This window comes from Variovorax sp. GW821-FHT10D07 (assembly GCF_059415325.1).
Genome location: NZ_JBWKMZ010000017.1, coordinates 58158 through 80148, shown reverse-complemented (window position 1 = coordinate 80148; position 21991 = coordinate 58158). Strand labels below are relative to the sequence as shown.

Genomic DNA, 21991 nt, shown 5'->3' with positions numbered 1-21991 from the left:
GGTAGGTCACCGACGGTGCGCCGTGCATGGGAGATGAAGACTCAAGCGCGCTTGAACACCAGCGTGCCGTTGGTGCCGCCGAAGCCGAAGTTGTTCTTGACCGCGACATCGATCTTCAGATCGCGCGCCTCGTTGGCGCAGTAGTCGAGATCGCACTCCGGATCCTGGTTGAAGATGTTGATCGTCGGCGGGCTCTTCTGGTGATGCAGGGCCAGCACCGTGAACACCGATTCGATGCCGCCCGCGCCGCCCAGCAGGTGGCCGGTCATGGACTTGGTCGAATTCACGAGCAGCTTCTTCGCATGGTCGCCGAAGGCGTTCTTGATCGCATTCGTCTCGTTGAGGTCGCCGAGCTGCGTCGAGGTGCCGTGCGCATTGAGGTACTGCACCTGGTCGGGGTTGACGCCCGCATTGGCGAGCGCCATGACCATCGAACGACGCGGGCCGTCGACGTCGGGCGCCGTCATGTGGTACGCATCGCCCGTCAGGCCGAAGCCCGCGACTTCGGCGTAGATCTTGGCGCCGCGTGCCTTGGCATGTTCGTACTCCTCGAGCACGACCACGCCCGCACCCTCGCCGAGCACGAAACCGTCGCGATCCTTGTCCCACGGGCGCGAGGCCGTGGCGGGATCGTCGTTGCGCGTGCTGAGCGCGCGCGGCGCGGTGAAGCCACCGATGCCGAGCGGAGAGATGGTCGACTCGGCGCCGCCCGCGATCATCACGTCGGCGTCGCCGTACTCGATCATGCGCGCCGAGGTGCCGATGGCATGCAGGCCGGTGGTGCAGGCGGTGACCACGGCGATGTTCGGGCCCTTGAAGCCGTACTTGATCGACACGTGGCCCGAGATCATGTTGATGATCGACGCCGGCACGAAGAACGGCGACACGCGGCGCGGGCCGCGGTTCACCAGCTCGCCGTGCGTGGCTTCGATCATCGGCAGGCCGCCGATGCCCGAACCGATGTTGCAGCCGATGCGGACCGCTTCCTCGTACGGGAGTTCCTCACCGGTCTTGAGCCCGCTGTCCTGCACCGCCTGGATCGCGGCGGCCATCCCGAGATGGATGAAGCGGTCCATGTGGCGCGCTTCCTTCTCGGAGATGTATTGGGCAATGTCGAAACCCTTCACCTCGCCCGCGAATTTGCAGGCGAAGGCGCTCGCATCGAACGCGGTGATGTTCGCGATGCCCGAATTTCCCGCCAACAGGTTGGCCCAGGAATCGGCCACCGTGTTTCCGACGGGAGCGATGCAACCGAGTCCGGTCACGACGACGCGGCGTTTGGTCATGCCGGCAAACCTTTCTGGAAGCGCTGGACGACGGCCGCTCGGCGCATGCGGTTCCGAAAGAAAGCCGCCGGCCGCCGCAGTGTCGTCAGTTGGGGCCGATCAGGCCTTTTGATTCTTGGTGGCGTAGTCGACGGCGTTTTGCACCGTGGTGATCTTTTCGGCGTCTTCGTCGGGGATCTCGATGCCGAATTCGTCTTCGAGTGCCATCACGAGTTCGACCGTGTCGAGCGAGTCAGCGCCGAGGTCGGCCACGAAAGCCTTTTCGTTCGTCACTTGGGACTCTTCCACGCCGAGCTGCTCGGCGATGATTTTCTTGACACGTGCTTCGATATCGCTCATTTGATTCCCTCTGAGGGTTGTAGGTAACCGGTGGATTTTAGCCGGGCGGATTGCGAGCTTCCCCGCAGGCCCGGCACGACGAAAAGCTTGCGCCTTGCGGCTACATGTGCATGCCGCCGTTGACGTGCAGTTCCTGCCCCGTCACGTAGGCGGCCTGGGGAGATGCGAGGTACGCCACCGCATGCGCGATGTCGGCGGGCTTGCCCAGATGGCCCAGCGGGATTTGTTGCAGCAGCGCCTGCTGCTGCGCTTCGGGCAGGCTGGCCGTCATGTCGGTCTCGATGAAACCGGGGGCGACGCAGTTGACCGTGATGTTGCGGCTGCCGAGCTCGCGCGCCAGTGCGCGCGTCATGCCGGCCACGCCGGCCTTGGCGGCCGCGTAGTTGGCCTGGCCTGCATTGCCGGAGGCGCCGACCACGCTGGTGATGCTGATGATGCGGCCGTAGCGCTGCTTCATCATCGGGCGGATCACGGCGCGCGACAGGCCGAAGACGGCCTTCAGGTTGGTGTCGAGGACCGCATCCCAGTCGTCGTCCTTCATGCGCATCGCGAGCGTGTCGCGCGTGATGCCGGCGTTGTTGACCAGCACGTGGATCGCGCCGTAGGCCTTCACGATCTCGTCGATCAGCGCCTCGACGGCCGCGCCGTCGTTCACGTTCAGCGCACGGCCGCGGCCGTCGTAGGCGCTGAGCATGGCGGTGATCTTGGACGCGCCCTCTTCCGTGGTGCCGGTGCCGACCACCTTGAGGCCGCGCTGCGCGAGCTCCAGGGCGATGGCCGCGCCGATGCCGCGCGATGCGCCGGTGACCAGGGCGACTTGCCCTTCGAATTTGGGAATGCTCATAAGAAGAAAGAGGTCTCTGGGCCTGGCACCGGTCAGCCGGCGAGCGATTGTCGAACGTCGGCGAGCGTGGCCGGGTCGTACACCGACGCGGCTTCGAGCTCGGGGGCGATGCGCTTGGCCATGCCGGCCAGCACCTTGCCCGGACCGCACTCGATGATGGCGGCTACACCGCGCAGTTTCAAGGCCTGCACGCTTTCGACCCAGCGAACCGGGCCGGCGGCCTGGCGCACGAGTGCGTCGCGGATGCGGTCGGCATCGGTCTCGACCGCCACGTCGATGTTGTTGAGCACCGGAATCTGCGGCGCGGCCAGCGGCACCGAGGCCAGCTTCTCGCGCAGCGCCTCGGCCGCGGGCTTCATCAGACTCGAGTGGAACGGCGCCGACACCGGCAGCGGCAGCGCGCGCTTGGCGCCGTTGGCCTTCAGCGTCTCGCAGGCCTTCTCGACCGCCGCCTTGCTGCCCGCGATCACGGTCTGCATCGGGTCGTTGAAATTCACGGCCTCCACCACTTCGGCACTGCCGGCGCCGAACGAGGCAGTGACTTCCTGGCAGTTGGCGATGACCTTGGCAGCCTCCATCCCGAGGATGGCGGCCATGGCGCCGGTGCCGACCGGCACGGCCTGTTGCATCGCCTGGGCACGGAAGCGCACCAGCGGCGCCGCCTGCGCGAGCGTCAACACGCCCGATGCCACCAGTGCCGAATATTCGCCGAGCGAATGGCCGGCCACCACCGACGGCGTGGCGCCGCCTTCGGCCAGCCAGGCGCGCCAGGCGGCCACACCGGCCACCAGCATCACGGGCTGGGTGTTGGTGGTGAGCGCCAGCGTTTCCTTTGGGCCGGTCTTGATCAGCGCGCCGAGATCTTCGCCGAGCGCTTCGGAAGCTTCGCGCAGCGTTTCGGCCACGGCCGGGTGATCGCCCCAGGCATCGAGCATGCCGACCGCCTGCGAACCCTGACCCGGAAAGACAAAAGCAAAGGATTTCATTGTTGTATGCGTCACGTCGCGCGGCCCGCCTAGGCAGGACCGGCTGTCTCGCCCACTAATTACTACAGATTCAGCAGCACCGCGCCCCAGGTGAAACCGCCACCCACGCCTTCTAGCATGAGGGTTTCACCCTTCTTCACCTTGCCGGAACGCACCGCTTCGTCGAGCGCCAGCGGAATCGAGGCCGCGGACGTGTTGCCGTGCTCGTTGACGGTGACGACCAACCGCTCGCGCGGCAGCTTCAGCTTCTTGGCCGTGCCTTCCATGATGCGGATGTTGGCCTGGTGCGGAATCAGCCAGTCGATGTCGGCCTCGGTCTTGCCGGCCTTGGCCAGCGTGGCGCGCGCGGCTTCCTCGAGCACGCGCACCGCGAGCTTGAAGACCGCCTGGCCGTCCATGTGCAGCAGCGGCGTGCCGAGCACGTTACCGCCTGACACGTGGCCGGGCACGCAAAGAATCCCGACGTGCTTGCCGTCCGCATGCAGGTCGGTCGCCAGGATGCCGGGCTCGTCGCTGGCTTCCAGCACCACCGCGCCGGCGCCGTCGCCGAACAGCACGCAGGTGGTGCGGTCGTTGAAATCGAGGATGCGCGAGAACACCTCGGCGCCGATCACCAGCGCGCAGCGTGCGCTGCCGGTGCGGATCATGGCGTCGGCCACGGTCAGCGCATAGACGAAGCCGCTGCACACGGCCTGCACGTCGAAAGCCGGGCAGCCGGCGATGCCGAGCTTGTTCTGGAGGATGGCCGCCGACGAGGGGAACACCATGTCGGGGGTCGAGGTGGCCACGATGATCAGGTCGACATCGCTGGCCTTGCGCCCCGCCGCCTCGAGGGCGTGGCGGGCGGCATGCAGGCCCAGGTCGCTGCTGCCCACGTCGGGCGCCGCGAAATGGCGCGCATGGATGCCGGTGCGCTCGACGATCCACTGATCGGAGGTCTCGATGCCGCGCGCCGCCAGTTCCTTGGCGAGATCGTCGTTGGTCACCCGGCGCGGCGGCAGATAGCTGCCGGTGCCGGTGATGCGTGAATATGGGCTCATCAAAACGTGAAGCTAGACCGCGTCGGCCGTCGCCGCCGATTCCTGCCGCGCAAGCAAAGGCGCGGCGTGGGCGATACGGGCCCGAACGCGGTCGAGCAGGTTGTTGCGAGCGGCATCATAAGCGCGATCCAGCGCATGGCCGAAAGCCGTCTCGTCGGCCGAACCGTGGCTCTTGAAAACCAGTCCACGCAGGCCCAGCAGCGCAGCGCCGTTGTAGCGGCGATGATCCAACCTATTCTTGAACGCTTTTAGGACCGGATAAGCCACGATGGCAGCAATCTTCGTGAAGATGCTTCGCGAGAACTCGACGCGAATGAACTCGCCGATCATCGAAGCCACGCCCTCGCTGGCCTTCAACGCCACATTGCCGACGAAACCGTCGCAGACCACGATGTCGGTCGTGCCCTTGAAGATGTCGTTGCCTTCCACGTTGCCGTAGAAGTTCAAGTCTTTGGAATTGGCGGCCGTACGCAGCAGTTGGCTGGCCTTTTTGATCGTTTCGCTGCCCTTGATCGCTTCCTCGCCCACGTTGAGCAAACCGACCGAAGGCGATTCGTTGCCGGTCAGCGCCGACACCAGTGCCGAGCCGAGCACGGCGAACTGGAGCAGGTCCTCGGCGTCGCAATCCACGTTGGCGCCAAGGTCAAGCACCGTCGTGGCGCCACCCTTCGCGTTCGGTAGCTGGGGCGCAATGGCGGGCCGGTCGATGCCGTCGAGCGTCTTGAGCAGGTAGCGCGCAATGGCCATCAGCGCGCCGGTGTTGCCGGCGGAAATCGCGGCCTGCGCCGCGCCATCCTTCACCTGCTGGATCGCGACCCGCATCGACGAGTCTTTCTTCTTGCGCAGCGCGATCTCGATCGGATCGTCCATGCCGACCACTTCGCTGGCCGGAACGATCCGGGCGCGAGGATGCGCGGCAAAGCCAGCCAGCGCATCGGGCGCGCCGACCAGCAACAGCGAGGCCTCGGGATGGCGCTCGAGAAAAGCACGGCAGGCCGCGAGCGTGACGCGCGGGCCATGGTCGCCCCCCATGCAATCGACGGCGAGCGTGATTGCCGAAGGCGCAGCAGTGGAAGCCGGGGAAGAAGAAGGCGTAGCCATCAAAACAAAGGCCCGATGCTACAAAAAAAGTAGCTTCGGGCCTTGGCCTTGGAGTGCGAAATCAGGCTTCGGACTTGTTCTTGAGCACCTGACGGCCGCGGTAGAAACCGTTGGGGCTGATGTGGTGACGCAGATGCGTTTCGCCGGTGGTCGGCTCGACGGCGATGCCGGGCACGCCCAGGGCATTGTGGGAACGGTGCATGCCGCGCTTGGAAGGCGACTTCTTGTTTTGCTGGACGGCCATGATGGCTCCTGGACGGTAAGGTGGGTGAGAGGATGCGGGCTCAGGCTGTAGCAGTGAGGCGGCATGAAGGACATGCCCAGATTCCGAAAGCCTCGAAAGTCTTTTCCAAAATCTGCACTGCTGCGTACGGCGGCGCGCGCGAAGCCCATGATTATAGCCCAGACTGCCCGGATGGGGCTAGTCGGCCTGTCCGGGCTTGCGCGAACGCAACGCACCCAGCACGGCGAAGGGGTTCTCGCGCTCCTTGTCGGGCGACTCGAAATCCGGATCGACGGCCGAGAGCTGGACCGGCGCCGGGCACACGTCGTGGACCGGCATGACCGGGATTTCCATCAGCAGCTCGTCCTCGATCAGCGCGTGCAGGTCGAAATCGCGGCTCGCGACCAGCAGGTCCTCCTCGGACTCCTCGTCCTGAACCGCCGCGGTTTCTTCATCGGCCACGAAGCGGAACCAGCGGTCGACCTGCACCGGTGTGTCGACCGGCGACAGGCAGCGCTGGCAGACCAGTGGCACGGTGGCCTCGGCCGTCAGGTGCAGCCAGGGTTCTTCGCGGCCGTCCGCGCCGACGCGCTGCTCGCCATCGGCCTCCCAATGCACCACGGCATCGGAGGGAGCCTCGGCCGCCATCTCGTCGACCAGCCGGGTGTAGTTGCGCACCGGATCGTCGGCGGACAGGGTGGCCGCCGCGGCGGCAAAACCGGCGACATCGAGTCGGCCGGGGGCAAATTCTCTCTTCATCCGTCCCAGTCTAGCGCGCCGACGCCGGCTTTCCCGTCGGGCCGACCCCGAAGGGGTTGTTGGGCCTCCCTCACAATCGCCGCATGCAACGCACCGTGATCCTCGCCTCCACCTCGCGCTACCGCCGCGAGCTGCTCACCCGCCTGCGCCTGCCCTTCGAGGTGCATGCGCCCGAAGTCGATGAAACGCCGCTGGCCGGCGAAACACCGCAGGCCCTGGCCCACCGGCTCGCGCTCGAGAAAGCCAACGCCGTGGCCGCCCGCTTCCCCGACGCCGTGGTGATCGGCTCCGACCAGGTGGCCGACCTGGCCGGCGAAGCGCTCGGCAAGCCCGGCGACCATGCGCGCGCCACCGCCCAGCTGCGGCGCATGCGCGGCCAGACGCTGATCTTCCAGACCGCGGTGGCGGTCGTCTGCCAGGCGACCGGCTTCGTCCAGCGCGACCTGGCCCCTGTGCGCGTGGTGTTCCGCGAGCTCAGCGACGCCGCGATCGAGCAGTACCTGCTGGCCGAGCAGCCCTACGACTGCGCGGGCAGCGCCAAGAGCGAAGGCCTGGGCATCGCGCTGCTCGAGGCCATCGACAGCGACGATCCCAGCGCCCTGGTGGGCCTGCCGCTGATCCGCACCGCCCGCATGCTGCGCGCCGCCGGGATCGACCTGCTGTGAGCCGCGGCAAGCTCTACCTCGTGCCGGCGCCGCTCGATTTCGGCTGCGACACCCAGGCCCCGCTGCAGGACGCGCTGCCGCTCGGCACGCTGCAGACCGCCGCCGGCATCACGCACTGGATCTGCGAGAACGCCAAGTCCGCGCGCGCCTACCTCAAGCGCATCGACGCCGTGGCACCGCTGGCGGCGCCGCTGCAGGCGCAGGCGATCCAGGAACTGCCGCGCGAAGTGCACAAGAAAGGCGACCACGCCGGCCAGTTCGACGCCCGCCCGCTGCTGGCCGCCGCGCTCGAAGGCCACGACATCGGCCTGCTCAGCGAAGCCGGCATGCCGGCCGTGGCCGATCCGGGCTCGTCGGTGGCCCGCGCGGCGCACGACCTGGGCATCACGGTGGTGCCGCTGATCGGCCCGGTCTCGCTGCTGCTGGCGCTGGCCGCCAGCGGCCTCAATGGCCAGAACTTCGCCTTCGTCGGCTACCTGCCGCAGGACGCCGACGAGCGCCAGCGCCGCATCCGCGAACTCGAGGCGCTGGCCCTCAAGACGGGGCAGACCCAGTTGTTCATCGAAACGCCCTACCGCAACGCCGCCCTCCTGCAGGCGCTGGTGCAGACGCTGCAGCACAACACGCGGCTGGCGGTCGCTCGCGGCCTCACGCTGGCCGAGGCGAACCTGCGCAGCGAGACGATCAAGGGCTGGCGCGCCAACAAGCCGCCGGCCGGCGTCGACGAACGCCTGCCCGCCGTGTTCGCGATCGGGCGCTGACGATGGTCGTGACTGCGGCCACGCGCTGGGCCTCGCGCGCGCAATTCTTCGCCTCGGGCTTCATCTTCGCGACCTGGGGCGTGCACGTGCCCACGGTCAAGGGGCACTACGGCATCGACGAGGCCCAGCTCGGCCTCGCCATGCTCGCGGCCGGCGCCGGCGCGATGTACGGCCTGACCAGCGCCGGCCGCTGGATCGGCCGCCACGGACCACGGCGCATGGCCGCGCTGTGCGGCTGCGTCTACGCGCTGCTGCTCTGCGGCCTGATCGCGATGCCCGGCTATGCCGCCCTGCTGGGCCTGCTGGCGGTGTTCGGCCTCGTCACCAGCGTGTTCGACGTGGCGATCAACACCGAGGCCGCGCAGCTCGAGCTGCACGGCGGCAAGCCGCTGATGAGCGGCATGCACGGCATGTTCAGCCTCGGCGGCATGGCCGGCGCGGCCAGCGGCAGCGCGGCGCTCGCGGCCGGGCTCGCCCCGCAGGCGCACCTGCTGCTGGTGTCGGCGGCGATGGTGGCGCTGGTCGCGCTGTCGGCCACGCGCATGCTGCCGAAGCCGCCCGCGGCCGCCGGCGCCACCGAGGCCGATCACGGCTTTCGCCTGCCGCGCGGCGCGCTGGCGGTGCTGGGCGTGCTCGCGGCGCTGGGGCTGATCGCCGAAGGCGCCATCTACGACTGGAGCGTGCTCTATCTGCAGCAGGAACTGGGCAGTCCGCAGCAACAGGCCGCCCTCGCCTACGCGAGCTTCTCGGCCGCCATGGCGGCGGCGCGCTTCGGTGGCGATGCGCTGCGCGCCCGGTTCGCGCCCGCGGTGCTGCTGCGCGGCAGCGGCCTGCTGGCGGCGGCGGCGATGGCGCTGGTGCTGCTCACCGACTGGCCCTGGCTCGCGCTGGTGGGTTTCGCGGGCGTGGGCATCGGCTTCGCGAACGTGGTGCCGATCCTGTTCGCGGCCTCGGCCAAAGTGCCGGGCGTGGAGCCGGCGCGCGGCATCGCGGCCGTCTCGGCGATCGCCTATCTGGGGTTCATGGCGGGCCCGGCGGTCATCGGGCTGATCGCGCGCGCCACCTCGCTGACGGCGGCGCTCTACGTGGTGGTGGTGTTCGCGGTCGCGCTGGCGGCCTCGGCGCGTTACGCCGCGGCCGGCATGCGCGGCGACTGACCGCGCCTCAGCGCAGCGCGGGCACCGACTTCAGCGAACGGATCGTGGCGTCGCCCATGGCGGCGCCGAACTTCTTGGCCAGCTTCTCGGCCACGTTGTCGCGGCGGGTGTAGTCGATGACTTCCTCGGCCTTGATCACCTCGCGCGCCACGTAGTCGACGTTGCCGAGCTGGTCGGCCAGGCCGTAGCTCACGGCCTGCTCGCCGCTCCAGAACAGGCCGCTGAACAGGCCCGGGGTGTCGAGCTTGAGGCGGTCGCCGCGGCCGGTCTTCACCACGTTGATGAACTGCTCGTGGATCTGGTCGAGCATCTTCTGCGCGTGTTCGCGCTGCGCGTCGTTCATCGGGCTGAAGGGATCGAGGAAGCCCTTGTTCTCGCCCGAGGTCAGCAGGCGGCGTTCGACGCCGACCTTCTCCATCGCGCCGGTGAAGCCGAAGCCGTCCATCAGCACGCCGATGCTGCCCACGATGCTGGCCTTGTCGACGTAGATCTTGTCGGCGCCGGCCGCGATGTAGTAGGCCGCCGAGGCGCAGGTTTCCTCGACCACGGCATAGACCGGCTTCTTGTGCTTGGCCTTCAGGCGCTTGATCTCGTCGTTGATGATGCCGGCCTGCACCGGGCTGCCGCCCGGCGAGTTGATCAGCAGCACCACGCCCTTGGCGCCGTCGTCCTCGAAGGCGGACTTCATGGCCGCCACGACGAACTCGGCGCTGGCGTCGCCGCCATTGGCGATCTCGCCCTTGATCTCGACCACCGCGGTGTGGGCCGTGGTCTTGGCGGTGCTCGGCGCGCCGCGCGACAGCGCGAACCAGGCCAGGAAGATGAAGAAGGCCAGCCAGGCCAGCCGCGTGAAGGTCTTCCAGCGCCGCGTGGACTTCTGCTCGTTGAGGGCCGCGAAAGCCAGCTTCTCGAGCGTGGCGCGCTCCCAGCCGGGACGCTGAGTGGGATCGTTGGACATGGTGCGTTGGGGATCGGGCGAAGACGAAAGAGAAGGCGGGGCCGGCTCGAAAGGCTCGAAACCGTGGGGATCGGTGCGGTTCTGGTCGTTCATGGAAGCGGCAGGCGAACAGGCAGTCGCAAAGCGCGGCGCTTGCTAGAAGTTGAGGGGTTGAAGGTTCCAGGCAGTATGCCAGTGCACCACGCCGTCGCGCTCGCTCAGCGCGATCTTCACGAGGCCGCCGCGGCACGGCCCGCCCGCGCATTCGCCGGTGTCGGGCCGGTACACGGCGCCGTGGGTGGCGCACAGCAGCCACTGGCCGGTGTCGTCGAAGAAGCGGTCGGGCTGGAAGTCCATTTCCATCGCCACGTGGCTGCAGCGGTTGAGGTAGGCGTGCGGCTGGCCCTCGAAGCGCACCGCGAAGGCGCGGCAGGTCTCGCCACCGTAGACCACGTCGAAAGGCACGGCCTGGCTGCCCTCCACCAGGTCGGCGCCATTGCACAGGGGAATGCTGTCTTCGCTCATGGCAGGCGATTGTCGTGTCAGGCGTTGCCCAGCAGCCAGGCCTCGAGGTCGGCGATCGAATGCGCGATGTGCAGCGGCTTGAACTCGGCGAAGCTGTCGGGCTCGTGCGCGCCGTAGCTCACGCCGACGCTGGCGCAGCCCGCGTTCACCGCCAGCTGCAGGTCGTGCGTGGTGTCGCCGATCATCAGCGTGCGCTCGGGGGCCACCTCGAGCTCCTCCATCAGTTCGAGCAGCATGCGCGGATGCGGCTTGCCGAAGGTCTCGTCGGCGGTGCGCGAGGCGTCGAAGCGGTCGCGCAGCGCCACCGTCTTGAGCGCCTCGTTGAGCCCGCGGCGCGACTTGCCCGTGGCCACGGCCAGCTTGTGGCCGCGCGCGCGCAGCGCGTCGAGCATCGGCAGCACGCCGCCGAACAGCACGATGTCGTCCTGGTGCTGCAGGTAGTGATAGCGGTAGCGGGCGCCGAGCTCGGGGTACTTCTCCTTCGGCACGTCGGGCGCGGCGCGCGCCAGCGCCTCGGCCAGCCCCAGGCCGATGACCCAGGCGGCATCGTCCTCGCTGGGCTTGGCGCCGCCGACGTCGACCACCGCTGCCTGGATGCAGCGCACGATCAGCCGCGTGGAGTCGTAGAGGGTGCCGTCCCAGTCGAAGGCGATCAGGTCGAAGCGCAGGGGACGGGCGTTGTCTGCAGAGTCAGTCATGGGTCGTGGGCGTGGGGTGTAGCGTCATCGCGTCGAGCGCGGCGGGCGGCATCAGCGAGCGCAATTCGGGCGGCAGCTCGGCCTGCAGCGCGACACGCTCGCCGGTGGCGGGATGGTTGAACTGCAGTCGCCAGGCGTGGAGGAACATGCGCTTGAGGCCCAGCTTCTGCAGCGCGCGCCGGCGCTCGGATTCGCCGTACTTGTCGTCGCCGGCGATCGGATGGCCGGCCGACGCCAGGTGAACGCGGATCTGGTGCGTGCGGCCGGTCTTGATGGTGACGGCGAGCAATGACATCGGCGTGGCATCGCCGGGCAGCGACAGCGTGGCCAACGGGCGCACCAGCGTCACGGCGCGCATCGCGTCGGGATGGTCCTTGGCCACCACGCGCACGCGGCGCTCGCCGGCACCGGCCCCGCCGTCGGGCAGCAGGTACTTGGCGAGCGGCGCGTCGAGCACCTTCTTGTTGGCGGGCCAGGCGCCCTCGACCAGCGCCAGGTAGGTCTTGCCGGTCTCGCGCTCGCGGAACTGCTCCTGCAGCGCCACCAGCGCGCTGCGCTTCTTGGCGACCAGCAGGATGCCCGAGGTCTCGCGGTCGAGCCGGTGCACCAGCTCGAGGAATTTCGCGCCCGGGCGCGCGGTACGCAGTTGCTCGATCACGCCGAAGCTCACGCCGCTGCCGCCATGCACCGCCACGCCGGCGGGCTTGTCGACGGCCAGCACGGCCTCGTCCTCGAGCAGCAGCGGGAATTCGCGCGCTGGCGCGGCGCTCGCGGCCTCCTCGGCGCGTTCGGCCACGCGGATCGGCGGCAGCCGCACCACGTCGCCGGTCTCGACGCGGGTCTCGGCCTGCACCCGTCCCTTGTTGATGCGCACCTCGCCCGACCGGATGATCCGGTAGACGTGGGTCTTCGGCACGCCTTTCAGATGGCGGAAGAGGAAGTTGTCGAGGCGCTGCCCGGCCGACTCGGCGTCGATCGTGAGGAAGCGGATGGCCGCCGGCTCTCCGGCAAACTCCTTAGCCGCGGGGGCTTGCTTCGCACCTATAATGTTTTTCACCAGCGCGGTCGTGTAAGTGCTTGATTAGACAGAAGTTTAGAGCACTGCTGTCAAACACCCCGGCGGCGCTGCGAGGTCGATGCCGCTTTGGCGACGAGCCTGCAAACCCCGCGCAACTGCGCAAAGTGGCAGGCCAGACGCCCAAGTCAAGCCGACACCCACGAAACACCGATACGGAATACCAGCCTGCAGCCTCCAGCTGCCGGCGGATCGAAGCGAGTCCCTTTGTGCTGATGCTGCTGATTCAAATATGCCTGCGCTGGCTGACCTGGTCCCGACCAGCGGCCTCGGGCATCGAATCGCCAGAACCGCGCGCCACCCCTGCGCAACGGGCTGTCAAAAAGACAGCCTCTCAGCACCACGAAGGGCTCGCCCCCATCCACGCGCCCCCACTCCGGCTGTCGTCACCGAGCTGACGCTCGAGACGGCCGCTCGCGCTCGCGCGCCGCGGCACCCAGCATCCGGAGCCAAGCGGCAATTCCCCAAGTTTCGCGGGCGTCGTCCGTGCATCGTTGGCCCTCCAGGGCCGGTAGAACGATACATATAAGGACAACGCATCATGAAGCGGATGCTGATCAATGCCACGCAGGCCGAAGAACGCCGCCTGGCCATCGTCGACGGGCAGAAGCTCCTCGACTACGAAATCGAGATCGAGGGACGCGAACAGCGCAAAGGCAACATCTACAAGGCCGTCGTGACCCGCGTCGAGCCCAGCCTCGAAGCCTGTTTCGTCGACTACGGCGAGGACCGCCACGGCTTCCTGCCGTTCAAGGAAATCTCCAAGCAATACTTCGCCGAAGGCGTCTCGGCCAGCCAGGCCCGAATCCAGGACGTCATCAAGGAGGGCCAGGAACTGGTCGTCCAGGTCGAGAAGGAAGAGCGCGGCAACAAGGGCGCGGCCCTCACCACCTTCATCTCGCTGGCCGGCCGCTACGTCGTGCTGATGCCGAACAACCCGCGTGGCGGTGGCGTTTCGCGCCGCATCGAGGGCGACGACCGCGCCGAGCTCAAGGAGGCGATGGACCAGCTCGAGTACCCGAAGGGCATGAGCATCATCGCGCGCACCGCCGGCATCGGCCGCTCGGCGCCCGAACTCCAGTGGGACCTGAACTACCTGCTCAAGCTCTGGACCGCCATCGACGGCGCGGCCAAGGGCGGCAAGGGCGCCTTCCTGATCTACCAGGAATCCTCGCTCGTGATCCGCGCGATCCGTGACTACTTCAATCACGACATCGGCGACATCCTGATCGACACCGACGACATCTACGACCAGGCGCAGCAGTTCATGGCGCACGTCATGCCCGAGCATGCCGCCCGCGTGAAGCGCTACCGCGACGATGCCGCCCTGTTCAGCCGCTTCCAGATCGAGCACCAGATCGAGTCGGCCTACGCCCGCACCGTGCAGCTGCCCTCGGGCGGCGCCATCGTGATCGACCACACCGAGGCGCTGGTCTCGGTCGACGTGAACTCGGCCCGCGCCATCAAGGGCGGCGACATCGAGGAAACCGCGACCCGCACCAACCTCGAAGCCGCCGACGAAGTGGCGCGCCAGATGCGCCTGCGCGACCTCGGCGGCCTGATCGTCATCGACTTCATCGACATGGACGAGTCGAAGAACCGCCGCGAGGTCGAAAGCCGCCTGCGCGACGCGCTGCGCCAGGACCGCGCGCGCGTGCAGTTCGGCTCGATCAGCAAGTTCGGCCTGATGGAAATGAGCCGCCAGCGCCTGAAGCCGGCGCTGTCCGAAGGCTCGTCGATCCCCTGCCCCCGTTGCGGCGGCTCGGGCCACATCCGCGACACCGAATCGAGCGCGCTGCAGATCCTGCGCATCATTCAGGAAGAGTCGATGAAAGACAACACCGCCGCCGTGCACGTGCAGGTGCCGGTGGAAGTCGCTTCCTTCCTGCTCAACGAGAAGCGCACCGAGATCGCCAAGATCGAACTCAAGCAGCGCGTGAGCGTGCTGATGGTGCCGAACAAGACGCTCGAGACGCCCAACTACAAGCTCGAACGCCTGAAGCACGACGACCCGCGCCTCGACCACATCGAGGCCAGCTACAAGATGGCCGACGAGATCGAGGACCCGACCTCGGTCACGCGCCGCTCGCAGGAGCCCACCAACAAGCAGACGCCGGTCATCAAGGGCGTGCTGCCCGACGCGCCGGCCCCCGTGGTGCCGGTCAAGCCCGAGCCGGTGCGCGCGCCCGTCGCCGCACCCACGCCGGTCGCGCCGCCCGTGGCGGTGGCGCCCGCGCCGGCCGAGCTGGGCTTCTTCGCCCGCATCAAGAGCTGGTTCGGCGGCGGCACGCCGGCGGCCGCGCCGGCACCCACGCCCTCGGCGATTCCGGTCGAGCCGCCGAAGCCGACGCGCCGCGAAGGCCGTGACGGCCGTCCGGGCCGCGATGGCGAATCGCGCGGTGCACGCGACGGCGAACAGCGCCGTGGCGGCCGCGGCGGCGAAGGCCGCAATGCCGAAGGCCGTGGCGAGAACGGCGCCCGTTCGGGCAACCGCGACGGCGAACGCCGTGGCGGCGGCCGCAATGGCGAGCGCCGCGAAGGCGGTCGCGAGGGCCGTGAAGGTCGCGAAGGCCGCGACAACCGCAGCGCCGAGCTGCGCGCCGATGGCCAGCCGCGCGAGAACAACCGCGAAGGCCGTCCGCCGCGCGAAGGCGATCAGCGCCGCGGTCGTGGCGAACGCCGCGAGGGCGAAGGCCGCAACGTGCCGGCCGAAGCGCTCGAAGGCGTCAGCCTCGAAGCCCAGCAGCTCGCACCGAACGCGGTGCCGGGCGAGGAAGGCACGGCTGGCGGCGAACGCGCACCGCGCGCCCGCCGCGAACGGGGTGAACGCGGCGAGCGCGGTGAGCGTGGCGAGCGCAACAGCGAACGCGGCGAACGCAACCTGAACGGCGATGCGCCGCGCAGCGAAGCAGCCGCCGGCGAAGACGGCAACGCCGCGCAAGGCGAACGCACCGAGCGTGCGCCGCGCAACGGCCGCGAGGAACGTGGCCCGCGTGGCGAACGCAACGACGGCCGCCGCGAGCGCCGCAACGACGGCCAGCCGCGCTTCAACGAGGAAGGCGAAACCGCCGCCACCGCATCGGCCGACGCCGAAGCCGGCCGCGAAGCCGCACCGCAGGACGGCGCCGAGCAGGCACCGCGCCGCGACGGCGAAGAGCGCCGCGGCCGTTCGCGCGACCGCTACGGCCGTGACCGCCGCGAACGCGCACCGCGCGAAGAAGGCGAAGCGCAACCCGTGGCCGCCTTCGACGGCGCGCCCGCCGAGGCGCAGAACCTGCAGGACGCACCCGTCGCACGCCAGCCGCAGCCGTTCGCTGAGCAAGCGGTGGCCCAAGTCGCCGAGACTGCCGACAGCGTCGCGGTCGTCGCCGAAGCCCCGGCCGCCGCACCGCAGGTGCGCGAGCCCGCGCCGCAAGCGCGCTTCGAGCCGCCGCAGCAACCCGCAGCGCCCGCGGCACCCATCGTGGTCGAACGCGCGAGCGCGCCGCAGCCGGCCGCCAACGGCCGCGCGCTACCGAAGGTCCAGTCCTTCGAGCTGCCGCTCGACGAGCTCGCGCAGATCGCGCAAAGCTCGGGCCTGCAGTGGGTCAACTCCGACGCCGAACGCATCGCGCAGGCGCGCGCCGCGATCGCCGCCGAGCCGAAGCCGGTCCACGTGCCGCGCGAGCGCCCGCCGGTGATCGTGCTCGACGAAGGCCCGCTGGTGCTGGTCGAAACCCGCCGCGAACTGGCCGCGATGACGCTGCCGTTCGAGCAACCGGCTGGCGAGGCGCAGCCGGAGCAGCGCACGCTCTGAGCATCCGCTCGAGTGCAATGAAGACGGCGCCCTCGGGCGCCGTTTTTCATGGGGCCGGCGCCACCAGCCCCGGCATCTCGAGGATCAGCTGCCCGAAGCGGCAGGCGCAGGGCGTGTGGCCGTTCTCGCTCCAGATCAGCGAGAAGTCCACGCTCGGCAAGGGCCGCAGCCCATAGCGGCCGTCGACGATCTTCATGCCCGGCTCCACGTCCTCGCGCGTGATCACCGTCGCCGCGAGCCCCGCGAGCACCGCCGCGCGAATGCCCTGCGGGCTGGCCGAGGTGAACACCACGTGCCAGTCGATCGGCGCGAGGTCGAGCGCCGCGCCTGCCACCTGCCGGTAGACGCAGGGCTTCGGAAAGAAGGCCAGCGGCAGCGAGCCTCCCTTGGGCGGCTCGAAGGTCTCGGCCGCGGCCCAGACCAGCTGCGTGCGCCGCAGCCGCGTGCCCTCCTCCACCTCGGGCGGCGACATCACGACCGCGAGGTCGAGCTCGCCGGCCTTGATCGCCGCGCGCAGGTCGACGTGCATGCTCACGCAGACCTCCATGCGCACCGACGGAAAGGCGCGCGCGAACTGCGACAGCAGCGGCGCCAGGCGCTCGCCCAGGAAGTTGTCGGGTGCGCCGAAGCGCACCACGCCCGAGATCGGCGAGGGCTGGAAGCGCTGGGTCATGGCATCGAGCGTCGTCAGGATCTGCTCGGCATAGCGCAGGAAATCCTCGCCGTCCTCCGTCACCGTGAGGCGGCGCGTCGTGCGATGCAGCAGCGCGCGGCCCACCTGCTCCTCGAGCCGGCGGATCTGGTGGCTGATGGCCGACTGCGTCAGATGCAGGCGCTGCGCGGCGCGCGTGAAGCTGCCGGTCTCCTTCACGGCCACGAAGGCGCGCAGCAGGGTGGGATCGAAGTCCATGGCGAGGTGGGCAGGTCGTTTGAGTAGTGACGGAGATTAATGAATCTCACGAAATTAAATCATTTCCCTCATGAAGACCCTTTGCCCAGAATCGCGCTCCTCACGGCCGGCCTCCTCGCCGCGCCGCGCCAACCGGACGCCCCATGACCCTCTCACCCACCGCACGCAACCGCCTCGCGCTGGTCGCCCTCTGCCTCGTCGCCGCGATGTTCGGCCTCGAGATCTCCAGCATTCCCGTGATCCTGCCCACGCTCGAGAAGACGCTGCACGCGGACTTCGAGGCCATGCAATGGATCATGAATGCCTACACCATCGCCTGCACCACGGTGCTGATGGCGGCTGGCACGCTGGCCGACCGCTATGGCCGCAAGCGGGTGCTGGCGATCAGCCTGCTGCTGTTCGGCCTCACCTCGCTGGCCTGCGGCCTGGCGCAGAGCGCACCGCTGCTGATCGGCGCGCGCTTCCTGCAGGGCCTGAGCGGCGGCACCATGCTGATCTGCCAGATCGCCATCCTCTCGCATCAATTCCAGGAAGGCCGCGAACGCAGCCGGGCCTTCGCGATCTGGGGCGTGGTGTTCGGCGTCGGCCTGGGCTTCGGGCCGATCGTCGGCGGCGCGATCGCCGCGTTGTGGCGCTGGGAATGGGTGTTCCTGGTCCATGCGCCGCTGGCCGCCATCGCCTGGCTGCTGGCGGCCGCGAGCATCGGCGAGTCGCGCGACCCCGAGGCGAAGCGGCTCGACCTCGCGGGCATCGTCACGCTGTCGCTCGCGGTGCTCGGCCTCACGGGCTACATCACGCAGGGGCCCGGGCTCGGCTTCGCGAGCGCGGCGGGCCTGGCCCTGCTCGGCGCCTCGGCCGCGAGCTTTGCAGCCTTCGTCGCGGTCGAGCGAAGCCGCGCCCATCCGATGTTCGACTTCTCAGTGTTCCGCATCCGCGCGTTCTCGGGCGCGATCCTCGGCTCGGTCGGCATGAACTTCAGCTTCTGGCCTTTCATGATCTACCTGCCGATCTACTTCCAGGCCGGCCTGGGCTATGACGCGGTGCAGGCCGGCACGGCGCTGCTGGCCTACACGCTGCCGACCCTGGTCGCGCCGCCGCTGGGCGAGCGGCTCGCGGCGCGCTTTCGCGCCGGTGTCGTGATCCCGGCCGGCCTGTTCGCCATCGGCGCGGGCTTCCTGCTGATGCGCTGGGGCAGCGGCGTCGCCGAGGCGAGCTGGCTCACGCTGCTGCCGGGCTGCCTGCTGGCGGGCCTCGGCCTGGGCGTGATCAACACGCCGGTGACCAACACCACCACCGGCTCGGTGCCCGCGAGCCGCGCCGGCATGGCCTCGGGCATCGACATGAGCGCGCGGCTCATCACGCTGGCGATCAACATCGCGCTGATGGGCTTCCTGCTGCTCGCGGGCATCGGGGCCGCGCTGCGCCGCGCGCTGCCGGAACTGGCGCCGTCGCTGCCCGCGCTCGCCGAACGGACCGCGGCCGGCCACCTCGCAACGCTGCACCAGGAGTTCCCGGCGCTGGCCGCGCTCGATCCCTCGGGCGCGATCGCCCACGGCGCGTTGCTGCAGGGCTTCGGCGGGGTGATGCTCTACGGTGCGCTCGGCGTGTGGGTGCTCGCGGCGCTGAGCGCGCTGGCCTTCCACGGCGGGAGCAGGCAGCCCACGGTCGCCTGCGCCTCGCGGCCCTGAGCTAGCGCAGCGAAACCGGGTGGTTCTCGATCTGCGCCGCGTTGCGCCAGGCCAGCGCGGCCTGCTCGGCATCGCCGCGGTCCTCGGCCAGTTGCGCGAGCGCAAGCCACGCGCGGCGGTAGAGCTCGGGGTCCTGCAGCCCCATGCCGGCCTGTGACAGCAGCTGCTGCGCCTTGCCCCAGAGCTGGCGCTTCATGCAGGCCATGCCCGCGAGGTACTGCAGGTTCGCATCGCGCGGGTTGTTGCGCTGCGCGCTCTCGATGCGCGCGAGCCAGTCGGCATCGACCGAGTCGAGCCCCGCCTCGAGCGCCAGCGCGAGCTTGACGCGCAGCGCGTCGCCGAGGCCGCGCGGCAGCGACACCATGCGCTCCCAGGCCGGCAGCAGCCAGTTGCGCGCCACCGGCAGGTCGCCCTTGAGCAGCACCATGCGCTGCGCGGCGTGGATGGCCACCTCGGGCATCTCGCGCTCGACCGTCTCGAGTTCGGACCAGGCGCGCAGCAGCTGCGCCGGATCGTGCGCGCCCGACAGCAGCTCGGTCGCGAGCCCGCGCACGATGCTCTGCGCGGCGGCCTCCGAGAAGGCGCGGTGCTTGGCCAGCAGCCGCGCGGTCTCGAGCGCCTCGAGCGTGCGGCGGTCCTGGCGCGCGGCCTTCAGCCGCAGCCGCAGGGCCAGCGTGCGGCGCTGCGCGCCCTGCGGCAGTTCCTCGAGGCGCGCCAGCGCGGCGGCCGGATCGCGGTCTTCGAGCGCCCAGCGCGCGGCGCGCAGCTGCACGCCCTCGCGGGTCTCGGGACTGGCCAGCAGGTTGCGGTCGGCGCTCTCGTTGAGCGCCTGCTGCAGATGGGCGTCGCGCGCCGGGCGGTCCTGCAGCGCCTGCGCGCTCTCGGCCGCGAGCAGATGCGACAGCACGCGCACCTGCTGCGCCTGCGGCAGGCTGGCGCCGAGCGCGGCCAGGGTCTTCTCCTGCGTGAGCGCGGCCTGCGCGGCCTTGCGCGCGCGCGAGAAGCGGCCCGAGATCAGCTGCACCATCGCATCGAGCAGCGCCGAATGCAGCATGCGTTCCTTCTGCTGCATGCGCCACTGGCGTGCCTGGGTCGGCAGCGAGAACAGCGCGGCCAGCGCGCGCAGCGCCGCGTGCAGCAGCACGAACAGCGTCAGCAGGATCACCAGCACGAGGTTGAGCGAGAGGTCGACCCGCCAGGGCGGCCAGAACACGGTGATCGTGCCCTGGTTGTTGCCGGCGAACAGCGCGACCGCCGCGGCGACGGCGAACAGCGCGAGGAGCCAGAGTGCGGCGCGCATGGAAAGCCCTGCCCTCTCAGCGGCCGGCCGCGGCGGTGGCCAGGGCGGCGAGCGTGTCGTCGATGCGCGGCGGCTCGGTGGTCTTCACCAGCGCCTGCAGCTGCTGCAACTGCGTTGCGGCCGTCTGCGTGCGGCGCGACGCGGGATCGAAATAGCGGTTGAGCGAGGCCGCCACGTTGGCGAGCTCGGTGCGGGTGACGTCGACCTGGCGCGACAGCAGCGACAGGCGCGCGTTGAGCAGCTTGAGCTTGAGGTTCTCGCGCAGGAAGTAGGTCTGGTCGGGCGCCAGCAGGATCGCTTCGGGCCGCTCGATGCGGCCCACGCGCACCAGCGAGCGCGCCTCGTTGCGCACCGTGAGCAGCGCGCGCTCCCACCAGGGCGCGTCGGCCGGCACCGGATCGGACTGCCAGGCATTGAGGCCGGTGCCGCGCATCGCGACCGCGTTGAGCGGCGGCAGGTCGTCCACGCCGCGCATCAGTTCGTCGAGCTTCTGCAGCGCCTCGCCGCCGTCGGCGCTGGCGGTGCTGCGCAGCCGGTCGGCGTCGCGCTGCATCGCACGCTGCAGCGGCGCCAGCCGCGGCTGGGCGGCGCGCGCGATGCGCAGGTCGCCGGCCTTCAGCGCGGCCAGCAGCGGCTCGACGCTGCCCGTGACCTGCGCCTGCTGCAGCGCGAGCCGCAGCGTGGATTCGATGTCGACTACCAGGTTCTCGTCGCGCGAACGCGAGAGGCTCTGCATCAGTTCCTCGAGCTGCGAGCGCTGCAGCGCGACCTCGGCGACGCGGGTCTCGGTGAGCGCCACGCGCGCGGCGGTGTCGCGCACCGTGTCCTTGGCCTCGCGCGCCAACGTGCGCGCCTCGAGCGACTGCATCAGCGCCTCGCTGCTCTGGCGCGCGAGCTGTTCCTTCATGTTGCCGACCTTCTGCCACAGCGCGATCGACGTCAGCAGCGCGCCCAGCGAGACCAGCGCCAGCAGGCCGAGGCCGATGCGCGTCAGGGTTGTGGCGGCCGCGGCAAGGGCGGCGGGAGATTGGGAAGAAGTCGTCAGCGGAGCCGGCACGGGTGCCTGGGGTGCGGCGGAGGCGGAAGAAGACTCGTCGGACGGAGGCACGGCGCTCATGCGAGGGATTCTATCGACGCGACCAGCGCTTCCAGCAGCGGCGCGCTCTCGCGCACCGTGCCGAAACCCGCGCCACGCGCGGCTTGCGCGATGCGCGGGTGGGTGGCGATGGCGCGCGCGGCCCGCCAATCGATGGCCGGCAGCGCGGTGCGCAGGTTGGCGATCGCCTCCGAACTGCTGAAGAGCCAGAGCGCGCGGCCTGCGGCGCCCTGCTCGGCCAGCCGGCGCTGCGCGCCGTCGAGCACGGGCGCGAGCCGGCGATAGGCGACCACCGTGTCGCGCCGCGCGCCCGCTTCGTCGAGCGCCTGCGCGAGCCAGTCGCGGCCCGCGGGCCGGCCGTCCGCATCGCCGCCGCGCACGATCAGCACGCGCGTGCCGGGCACGACCCGTGGCCCCACGATCGCCCACAGGGCTTCGGAATCGAAGCGGCCTTCATCGGCCGCGGGTGTGTCGATGGCCTCGGGCGGAACACCGTTTCGTTGCAGCGCGCGCGCGGTGCCGGGGCCGGTGGCCCAGAAGCGGCAGCCGGCCTGCAGTGCGGTGCCGGTGTTGGCTTCGAAGAAGTGATCGACCGCCGCGGCGCTCACGAACATCCGCGCCGCATGGCGCTCGTTCCAGGCCGCGCGCAGCGGCGCGGCATCGGCCACCGGCGCGATCTCGATCAAGGGCAGCGCGCGTGCGTCGAAGCCCGCGTCACGCAGTGCATCGATCCAAGGCGGCGCCTCGCGCGCCGGTCGCGTCACGAGGACGGTCGGCGCTGCGGTCGTCGCCACGGTCCCCACGC

At 69.8% G+C, this 21991-nt stretch carries 21 protein-coding genes; 5 read left to right on the top strand and 16 right to left on the bottom strand.

Annotated features, from left to right (window positions below):
- Positions 1–41: 41 nt before the first annotated feature.
- From fabF to AC07PU_RS35760, 8 genes are all read right to left on the bottom strand, one after another.
- Positions 42–1286 (bottom strand): beta-ketoacyl-ACP synthase II, encoded by a 1245-nt coding sequence (gene fabF, locus AC07PU_RS35795; RefSeq protein WP_495322861.1) that lies wholly within the window; start codon positions 1284–1286, stop codon positions 42–44.
- A 99-nt stretch (positions 1287–1385) separates the two neighbouring features.
- On the bottom strand, positions 1386–1625 hold the full coding sequence (gene acpP / locus AC07PU_RS35790; RefSeq protein WP_007830471.1) for an acyl carrier protein: 240 nt from the start codon (positions 1623–1625) through the stop codon (positions 1386–1388).
- 100 nt (positions 1626–1725) lie between these two features.
- On the bottom strand, positions 1726–2469 hold the full coding sequence (fabG, locus tag AC07PU_RS35785) for a 3-oxoacyl-ACP reductase FabG (RefSeq protein ID WP_057592295.1): 744 nt from the start codon (positions 2467–2469) through the stop codon (positions 1726–1728).
- A gap of 32 nt (positions 2470–2501) precedes the next feature.
- A complete protein-coding gene (gene fabD, locus AC07PU_RS35780) occupies positions 2502–3455 on the bottom strand; it encodes an ACP S-malonyltransferase (protein WP_495322860.1) in 954 nt (317 codons plus the stop codon).
- Positions 3456–3517: 62 nt separating this feature from the next.
- A complete protein-coding gene (locus AC07PU_RS35775) occupies positions 3518–4495 on the bottom strand; it encodes a beta-ketoacyl-ACP synthase III (protein ID WP_093348663.1) in 978 nt (325 codons plus the stop codon).
- 12 nt (positions 4496–4507) lie between these two features.
- On the bottom strand, positions 4508–5596 hold the full coding sequence (plsX, locus tag AC07PU_RS35770; protein ID WP_208513645.1) for a phosphate acyltransferase PlsX: 1089 nt from the start codon (positions 5594–5596) through the stop codon (positions 4508–4510).
- 61 nt (positions 5597–5657) lie between these two features.
- Positions 5658–5840, bottom strand: a complete 183-nt coding sequence (gene rpmF, locus AC07PU_RS35765; protein WP_057592299.1) for a 50S ribosomal protein L32 — start codon at positions 5838–5840, stop codon at positions 5658–5660.
- A gap of 177 nt (positions 5841–6017) precedes the next feature.
- On the bottom strand, positions 6018–6578 hold the full coding sequence (locus tag AC07PU_RS35760; RefSeq protein ID WP_495322859.1) for a YceD family protein: 561 nt from the start codon (positions 6576–6578) through the stop codon (positions 6018–6020).
- 83 nt (positions 6579–6661) lie between these two features.
- Between AC07PU_RS35760 and AC07PU_RS35755 the strand changes: the two genes are divergently transcribed.
- Genes AC07PU_RS35755 through AC07PU_RS35745 form a run of 3 tightly spaced genes read left to right on the top strand, consistent with a single transcriptional unit; the run spans position 6662 to position 9161 of the window.
- Entirely contained in the window at positions 6662–7243 is a 582-nt protein-coding gene (locus AC07PU_RS35755) for a Maf family nucleotide pyrophosphatase (RefSeq protein WP_296798591.1), read from the top strand.
- On the top strand, positions 7240–8004 hold the full coding sequence (locus tag AC07PU_RS35750) for an SAM-dependent methyltransferase (RefSeq protein ID WP_208513643.1): 765 nt from the start codon (positions 7240–7242) through the stop codon (positions 8002–8004). Before AC07PU_RS35755 ends, AC07PU_RS35750 begins: the two co-directional genes overlap by 4 nt.
- Before the next feature lie 2 nt (positions 8005–8006).
- Positions 8007–9161: an MFS transporter gene (locus AC07PU_RS35745; RefSeq protein ID WP_495322858.1), complete on the top strand. Its 1155-nt coding sequence runs from the start codon at positions 8007–8009 to the stop codon at positions 9159–9161.
- Positions 9162–9168: 7 nt separating this feature from the next.
- On the opposite strand, the gene AC07PU_RS35740 is transcribed toward AC07PU_RS35745, so the two are convergent.
- The 4 genes from AC07PU_RS35740 to AC07PU_RS35725 are packed head-to-tail and all read right to left on the bottom strand — an operon-like array spanning position 9169 to position 12378.
- Positions 9169–10212, bottom strand: a complete 1044-nt coding sequence (locus tag AC07PU_RS35740) for a S49 family peptidase (protein ID WP_093348650.1) — start codon at positions 10210–10212, stop codon at positions 9169–9171.
- Between the two features lie 42 nt (positions 10213–10254).
- Positions 10255–10623: a Rieske (2Fe-2S) protein gene (locus AC07PU_RS35735; RefSeq protein ID WP_093348647.1), complete on the bottom strand. Its 369-nt coding sequence runs from the start codon at positions 10621–10623 to the stop codon at positions 10255–10257.
- 17 nt (positions 10624–10640) lie between these two features.
- Positions 10641–11321, bottom strand: coding sequence for an HAD family hydrolase (locus AC07PU_RS35730; protein ID WP_495322856.1), 681 nt, complete (start codon positions 11319–11321; stop codon positions 10641–10643).
- Positions 11314–12378 (bottom strand): RluA family pseudouridine synthase, encoded by a 1065-nt coding sequence (locus AC07PU_RS35725; RefSeq protein ID WP_495322855.1) that lies wholly within the window; start codon positions 12376–12378, stop codon positions 11314–11316. The genes AC07PU_RS35730 and AC07PU_RS35725 overlap by 8 nt, the downstream gene beginning before the upstream one ends.
- Before the next feature lie 559 nt (positions 12379–12937).
- Here AC07PU_RS35725 and AC07PU_RS35720 point away from each other — a divergent pair.
- Positions 12938–16192: an Rne/Rng family ribonuclease gene (locus AC07PU_RS35720; RefSeq protein ID WP_495322854.1), complete on the top strand. Its 3255-nt coding sequence runs from the start codon at positions 12938–12940 to the stop codon at positions 16190–16192.
- Between the two features lie 46 nt (positions 16193–16238).
- Here AC07PU_RS35720 and AC07PU_RS35715 read toward each other — a convergent pair whose 3' ends face one another.
- On the bottom strand, positions 16239–17102 hold the full coding sequence (locus tag AC07PU_RS35715; RefSeq protein ID WP_490879733.1) for a LysR family transcriptional regulator: 864 nt from the start codon (positions 17100–17102) through the stop codon (positions 16239–16241).
- A gap of 143 nt (positions 17103–17245) precedes the next feature.
- On the opposite strand from AC07PU_RS35715, the gene AC07PU_RS35710 reads away from it, so the two are divergent.
- Positions 17246–18790 carry an MFS transporter gene (locus tag AC07PU_RS35710; RefSeq protein WP_495322853.1) on the top strand — a complete coding sequence of 515 codons (1545 nt, stop codon included), beginning with the start codon at positions 17246–17248 and terminating at the stop codon, positions 18788–18790.
- Between the two features lies 1 nt (position 18791).
- Here AC07PU_RS35710 and AC07PU_RS35705 read toward each other — a convergent pair whose 3' ends face one another.
- The 3 genes from AC07PU_RS35705 to AC07PU_RS35695 are packed head-to-tail and all read right to left on the bottom strand — an operon-like array spanning position 18792 to position 21980.
- On the bottom strand, positions 18792–20090 hold the full coding sequence (locus AC07PU_RS35705) for a heme biosynthesis protein HemY (protein WP_208513639.1): 1299 nt from the start codon (positions 20088–20090) through the stop codon (positions 18792–18794).
- Positions 20091–20106: 16 nt separating this feature from the next.
- Entirely contained in the window at positions 20107–21207 is a 1101-nt protein-coding gene (locus AC07PU_RS35700; protein ID WP_093348629.1) for a uroporphyrinogen-III C-methyltransferase, read from the bottom strand.
- Positions 21204–21980: a uroporphyrinogen-III synthase gene (locus tag AC07PU_RS35695; RefSeq protein ID WP_495322852.1), complete on the bottom strand. Its 777-nt coding sequence runs from the start codon at positions 21978–21980 to the stop codon at positions 21204–21206. The genes AC07PU_RS35700 and AC07PU_RS35695 overlap by 4 nt, the downstream gene beginning before the upstream one ends.
- Between the last annotated feature and the right edge of the window lie 11 nt (positions 21981–21991).

Coding starts and splice junctions, on each gene's coding strand:
- fabF (WP_495322861.1), bottom strand. CDS start 1,286: ATGACCAAACGCCGCGTCGTCGTGACCGGACTCGGTTGCATCGCTCCC.
- acpP (WP_007830471.1), bottom strand. CDS start 1,625: ATGAGCGATATCGAAGCACGTGTCAAGAAAATCATCGCCGAGCAGCTC.
- fabG (WP_057592295.1), bottom strand. CDS start 2,469: ATGAGCATTCCCAAATTCGAAGGGCAAGTCGCCCTGGTCACCGGCGCA.
- fabD (WP_495322860.1), bottom strand. CDS start 3,455: ATGAAATCCTTTGCTTTTGTCTTTCCGGGTCAGGGTTCGCAGGCGGTC.
- AC07PU_RS35775 (WP_093348663.1), bottom strand. CDS start 4,495: ATGAGCCCATATTCACGCATCACCGGCACCGGCAGCTATCTGCCGCCG.
- plsX (WP_208513645.1), bottom strand. CDS start 5,596: ATGGCTACGCCTTCTTCTTCCCCGGCTTCCACTGCTGCGCCTTCGGCA.
- rpmF (WP_057592299.1), bottom strand. CDS start 5,840: ATGGCCGTCCAGCAAAACAAGAAGTCGCCTTCCAAGCGCGGCATGCAC.
- AC07PU_RS35760 (WP_495322859.1), bottom strand. CDS start 6,578: ATGAAGAGAGAATTTGCCCCCGGCCGACTCGATGTCGCCGGTTTTGCC.
- AC07PU_RS35755 (WP_296798591.1), top strand. CDS start 6,662: ATGCAACGCACCGTGATCCTCGCCTCCACCTCGCGCTACCGCCGCGAG.
- AC07PU_RS35745 (WP_495322858.1), top strand. CDS start 8,007: ATGGTCGTGACTGCGGCCACGCGCTGGGCCTCGCGCGCGCAATTCTTC.
- AC07PU_RS35740 (WP_093348650.1), bottom strand. CDS start 10,212: ATGAACGACCAGAACCGCACCGATCCCCACGGTTTCGAGCCTTTCGAG.
- AC07PU_RS35735 (WP_093348647.1), bottom strand. CDS start 10,623: ATGAGCGAAGACAGCATTCCCCTGTGCAATGGCGCCGACCTGGTGGAG.
- AC07PU_RS35730 (WP_495322856.1), bottom strand. CDS start 11,321: ATGACTGACTCTGCAGACAACGCCCGTCCCCTGCGCTTCGACCTGATC.
- AC07PU_RS35720 (WP_495322854.1), top strand. CDS start 12,938: ATGAAGCGGATGCTGATCAATGCCACGCAGGCCGAAGAACGCCGCCTG.
- AC07PU_RS35715 (WP_490879733.1), bottom strand. CDS start 17,102: ATGGACTTCGATCCCACCCTGCTGCGCGCCTTCGTGGCCGTGAAGGAG.
- AC07PU_RS35710 (WP_495322853.1), top strand. CDS start 17,246: ATGACCCTCTCACCCACCGCACGCAACCGCCTCGCGCTGGTCGCCCTC.
- AC07PU_RS35705 (WP_208513639.1), bottom strand. CDS start 20,090: ATGCGCGCCGCACTCTGGCTCCTCGCGCTGTTCGCCGTCGCCGCGGCG.
- AC07PU_RS35700 (WP_093348629.1), bottom strand. CDS start 21,207: ATGAGCGCCGTGCCTCCGTCCGACGAGTCTTCTTCCGCCTCCGCCGCA.